Origin of the sequence: Microcoleus sp. (genome assembly GCF_049646505.1) — a bacterium.
In the GTDB taxonomy this organism is placed as follows: Bacteria; Cyanobacteriota; Cyanobacteriia; order Cyanobacteriales; family Microcoleaceae; genus Microcoleus.
Window position 1 is genome coordinate 1 of record NZ_JBARVX010000407.1, and the last position, 5,846, is coordinate 5,846.

Sequence of the window (5,846 nt, forward strand, 5' to 3'; positions counted from 1 at the left end):
TAGAAAATAACTTGACAATTGGGGCATTTACGGGCGATCGCACTGAAGTCATCCAACTGTTGTGCGCGCAAGCGGCGATTTCACTCGAAAATGCCCGCTTGTACCAACAATCTCAGGCTTACGCCCAAGAATTAGAACGATCGCTCGTTGACTTGCAGCAAGCACAGTTACAGGTAGTGCAAAGCGAAAAAATGTCCGCATTGGGCAATCTCGTCGCCGGAGTCGCCCACGAAATCAACAATCCTGTCGGCTTTATCAGCGGCAATATTAATGAAGCAACGACCACCATCAAAGATGTAATCAACCACTTGAAATTATATCAAGAAAAACTGCCAGATCCGGGCCCACAAATCGAACAAGATGCTGATAAGATTGATTTAGAGTATGCTTTAGAAGATTTGCCCAAGATGCTGTCGTCGATGAAAGTGGGATGCGATCGCATTCGCGGCATCAGCACCAGCCTCCGCACCTTCTCCAGAGCTGATAAAGACTACAAAGTTCGGTTTGATATCCATGAAGGTATTGAGAGCACCATTTTAATATTGAAACACCGGCTGAAAGCTAACCAACACCGTCCGGCGATCGAAGTTGTTACAGATTACGAGAATCTACCGAAAATCGAATGCTTTCCCGGTCAACTAAACCAAGTTTTTATGAATTTGCTGGCAAATGCGATCGATGCGCTGGAAGAGTCGAGTCAAGGACGCAGTTTTGCGGAAATCGAAGCCAATCCCAACAAAATCGCGGTTCGTACCAGTATGTTGGACGATCGCCACATTAAAATTACAATTGCCGATAATGGTGGGGGAATGAGTGAAGAAGTAAAACAGCAGATTTTTGACCATTTGTTCACAACGAAGGCGGTAGGAAAAGGCACTGGGTTAGGATTGGCGATCGCCCGCCAGATTGTCGAAGAGACTCATGGGGGTACAATTGAGGTCGATTCTGAGTTAGGACAAGGCACAATTTTTAAGATGCAGCTCCCGATCGGGCGATCGGCTCCTCGCTCAACTTGAAATGATATCACTTGAAGATAACTGGAACTTAGTCTCAATCTGATTTGCCTAATTTTAATATTAATCAAGGAGACTGTTGTGGCAAATATTGCAGAGTTCGGGAAGTCGCGGAACAACAAAAATCAGTCGCAATATCGGTTGCTATCGACAACTGTTTTACTTTCTCTGCTATTGGCAGGGTATGCGGGCAATTACTTCAAAATCCCTATCATCCTCCATATAGACTGGCTATTTGGCAGTATTTTTGTCATGTTGGTTGTGAGGCTGTACGGGTTGGGTTGGGGCGCGATCGCCGCCGCCATTTCCAGCTTCTATACAATTTTGCTGTGGCACCATCCCTATGGCTTTATTCTCTACACTCTGGAAGCAATTTTTGTAGGTTGGGGACTCCGACACCGCAGCAGCAACTTATTACTCCTAGATGTTTTTTATTGGGGAATTATCGGATTTCCCCTGCTTTGGTTGCTCTATGCTGGTGTCGGTGAAATTCCCCCTCAAACTGTTTTATTAATCTCCTTCAAAAATCCCCTGAATCAAATTTGTAATAGCCTGATTGCCAGTCTAATTTTAACTCACACGCCCATTACCAAGTGGCTGCGCGCCAACACTATCAAAACTCATGCCTTTGAACAAACTCTCCTCAATTTGCTAGTAGCCTTTGTCTTGCTGCCAGCACTGGCACTGACTGTTTGGAACTGTCAGGATGCCACTTTTGCTCAAGAAAAAAACGTTTTAGTTCATCTAGAAGACACCAGACAAAATATTAGTACCGATCTGCTGAACTGGCACCAGCAAAGTCTGGGGAAGTTGCAAGGAGTAGCATCTAGCATTCAAAACCGCAATCCATCGAACCGTTCCCAAATACAGGAAAAAATTCAAATTGCTCAACAAACAATTTCCGAGTTCCGCCATCTCTACATTACAGATACAGACGGAAAGATTGTCAATTCCACCCAGGAAAAAAACGCCGCAGAAAATTCTGCTCAACTGGACAATTTTCCATTTCCGGCTTTACTGAAAGCAAAACAGCCAATGCTTTCTGAGGTGATGGCGATATCCAACGCACCGACGATTTTTCAGACAGTACCTATTTTGCAGGGCGACAGCCTAGTGGGTCAAATTGTTGCAGAAATCGATGTAAATACCGTGAAACAAAGGTGGCTACAGAGTCAAATCCCATCGACAAGCCGATCGACTCGGTTGGTAAGTTTACTAGATATCGAAGATCGGGTGATTGCTAGCACTCGCGACGAGCTGAAGGTAGGGCAACCCTTCGATCGAGATAAAAACGGTGAAATCTACCGGATCGATCGAAACACCCACATTTGGATACCGAATATTCCAAAAATGGCTAAAGTCGTGCGCTGGAGAAAGTCATTTTACGTGTCCAAGAGCGCGATTGGGGGCAATCTTCCCTGGATAATGGCGATCGAAGAAGCCAACTATCCCCATCTGGTAGCACTCGATGGAATTTATACCAAAAGCTTCGCTATTCTGATGGCGATCGCAATTCTGGCACCTGTTTTGGCAAAATATATTAGTAGCAGTTTAGTCAAACCCTTGCTGCAACTTGCCAATCTCACCAGCAATTTACCCGATAAACTCACAGAACAACAATCGCTACAAATTCCAGCCAGTTCAATTACCGAAATTAACACTCTTTCTAGTAACTTCCAACTCATGGCAATTGCTCTGCAAGACAAATTTCAGGAAATTCAGCAAGCCAGTTTGGAACTTCAGCAAGCAAAAGAAACTGCCGACAGCGCCAACGCAGCCAAAAGCGAATTCCTTGCCAACATGAGCCACGAATTACGCACCCCCCTCAACGGTGTTCTTGGCTACGCCCAAATCTTAAAACGCAGCGAACCTCTCACCGAAAAAGGGCAAAACGGCATCGATATCATCTATCAGTGCGGTTCTCACTTATTGAATCTAATTAACGATGTATTGGAGCTTGCCAAAATCGAAGCCAGAAAATTAGAACTACATCCCACAGCCTTGCACCTGCCTTCTTTGCTGCAAAGCGTCGTCGAAATTAATCGCATTCGTGCGGAAGAAAAAGGGATTATCTTCAATTTTCAAGTTGACGAAAAATTACCTGTAGGTGTGTGTGTCGATGAAAAACGTTTGCGTCAGGTTCTGATCAACCTTCTGGGCAATGCCATCAAATTTACCGAGACTGGTAGCGTTACTTTTAAGATTCAATCCATCGCTCCCAAAATTCGGTTCCAGATAGAAGATACTGGAGTGGGGATGACTCCAGAACAAATCCAGAAAATCTTCCTCCCCTTTGAGCAAGTCGGCGATACCAAAAAGCAAGCTGAAGGAACTGGATTGGGATTGGCAATTACCCACAAAATTATCGAATTGATGCAAAGCAAAATCGATGTTCAAAGCGTGTTAGGCTCAGGCAGCACCTTTTCCTTTGAACTAGAACTGCCTGAAGCTAAAAATTGGGCAGCGTCTTCTAGAGTGATGCCCCAAGGGGCGATCGAGGGTTATGCAGGTTCAAAATGCAAAATTCTCGTCATCGACGATCGTTGGGAAAATCGTTCGGTGTTGCTTAACCTGCTAGAGCCCATCGGCTTTGAAATTCTCGAAGCTAACAATGGACAAGAAGGTATCGAACTGGCTTTGAAATTCTCGCCGGATTTAATTATTACTGATTTAGCGATGCCCCTGATGGACGGGTTTGAGTTTTTAGAGAAAGTGCGATCGTCTCCCCAACTGCACAACCAAATTGTTGTCGTCTCCTCTGCCAGCGTCTTCGAGATCGACCGGCACAAAAGCCTAGATGCGGGGGGAAATGATTTCTTACCCAAACCCGTGCAAGCCGAAATTTTGCTAGAGCTCCTGCAAAAATATCTACAATTAGATTGGATTTATCAAGAAAATAACGCCCAGAAGCAGAATCCTCAACTTGCTCCCGATCGAATGCAGCCACCCGAACCCGCAATCTTGCATCAACTCTTGGAGTTAGCCGAAGACGGAGAACTCGATGGCATCATTGAAATTGCAGGGCAAATCCAGGATACTAATACGGCTGCCTTTACCCGAGAACTTATCCGCCTTGCCGAAGCTTGCAAACTCAAACAATTGCGGGCATTTATCCAACACTATCTCCCTTAACACTCTCGAACCGGAAACCGACACCTATGCCATACTCAACCCGACCGTTTATCTTAATTGTAGATGACAATGAAGCTAACTTATTTGTGTTGTCTCAATCCTTAAAAGCTGCTGGCTACAAAGTCCGCATGGCCGTTGATGGCGAAGATGCTCTCACCCTAGTGAAACGCCACCAACCAGAACTAATTTTGCTTGACATTGAAATGCCGCAAATGAATGGTTTTGAAACCTGTCGCCGCCTCCAGGAAAATCCTGCAACTAAAGGAATTCCTGTTATTTTTATGACGGCTTTAGCTGATGCCGAAAACAAAGTCAAAGGCTTATCGTTAGGCGCTGTCGATTACATCACCAAACCCTTTGAAGAAGCGGAAGTGCTAGCGCGGGTGAAAATCCACTGGCGACTGAAATGGCTGACGGATAGTTTAGAAAAGCAAGTAGTAGAACGTACCCAGGCATTGCAACAGGCTCAACTGAAATTGGTACAGCAGGAGAAACTTTCGGCTTTGGGGCAATTAGTGGCTGGAGTTGCCCATGAAATTAATAATCCGATCGGTTGTATTGTGGGCAATGTCGGTGCTGTCCAAGATTACATCCATGATTTATTGAGTGTCATCGATCTCTATCGCGAGAAATTCCCTGAACCCGGTACAGAAATTGAAGATGAATTAGAAGCGATCGACCTCGATTACGTGCGAGAAGATTTACCGAAGTTAATTCAGGCGATCGAAGATGGAGGATCTCGCATTACATCGATCAGCCAAAGTCTCCGTATTTTCTCCCGTTCCGATAGCAATACCAAGCAACTTTTCAACCTGTACGAAGGGCTCGATAGCACCTTGTTAATTTTGCGCCACCGGCTAAAAGCTAACGAACACCGTCCGGCGATCGAAGTTGTCACAGAGTACGAGAATCTACCGAAAATCGAATGTTTTCCCGGTCAACTCAACCAAGTGTTGATGAATTTGCTAGCAAATGCGATCGATGCCCTAGAAGAGTCAAGTCAAGGACGCAGTTTTGCGGAAATCCAAGCCAATCCCAACAAAATCGCGGTTAGTACCTGTATGTTGGACGATCGCCACATCAAAATTACAATTGCCGATAACGGTGCGGGGATGAGAGAAGAAGTCAAACAGCAGATTTTTGATTATTTGTTCACAACGAAGGCGGTAGGAAAAGGTACTGGGTTAGGATTGGCGATCGCCCGCCAGATAGTCGAAGAGACTCATGGAGGTAAGTTGAGTTGCAACAGTGCGGTTGGCGAGGGAACTGAATTTGCGATCGAGCTACCTGTGGCAGAAAAAAAATACCAGGTAGAAGGCATTAGTCAGTTAGGAGAATATTATAAACAAAAGTTGTAGGGGGTTCACTTAGCCAACAATTTATTATGATGAAAAGCAATCACACAAAGCGGCAACGCCAACTATAAAAAACTACGGTTAATTTATTGGTAAAATCGGGTTTCAATGTCTGGATGCGTAATATCAATATATCAATTCCGGCGGCACCGATAAAGTAAAATCCAGTCAAAAGTCAACAATAACGGATGAATGTTACAACCAAAACCGCTATAATTCATCAGCGTTAATCCGTGTTAATCTGCCCTCATCTGCGGTAAAAAAAAGCAAATGTATTAACCGCAGATGACAAGGGATTGACGCAGATTCACGCAGATGCAGATTAGTCATTAGTCCTTAGTCATCC

At 44.7% G+C, this 5,846-nt stretch carries 3 protein-coding genes; all 3 read left to right on the forward strand.

Annotated elements, in window-relative coordinates:
• A partial coding sequence (locus WBA89_RS20175; RefSeq protein ID WP_424408964.1) for a sensor histidine kinase occupies window positions 1-1,016 on the forward strand: 1,016 nt, incomplete at its 5' end.
• Between the two features lie 78 nt (window positions 1,017-1,094).
• Window positions 1,095-4,145 (forward strand): ATP-binding protein, encoded by a 3,051-nt coding sequence (locus tag WBA89_RS20180; RefSeq protein WP_424408965.1) that lies wholly within the window; start codon window positions 1,095-1,097, stop codon window positions 4,143-4,145.
• Between the two features lie 26 nt (window positions 4,146-4,171).
• Window positions 4,172-5,503, forward strand: a complete 1,332-nt coding sequence (locus WBA89_RS20185; protein WP_424408966.1) for a sensor histidine kinase — start codon at window positions 4,172-4,174, stop codon at window positions 5,501-5,503.
• The last annotated feature ends 343 nt before the right edge of the window (window positions 5,504-5,846 follow it).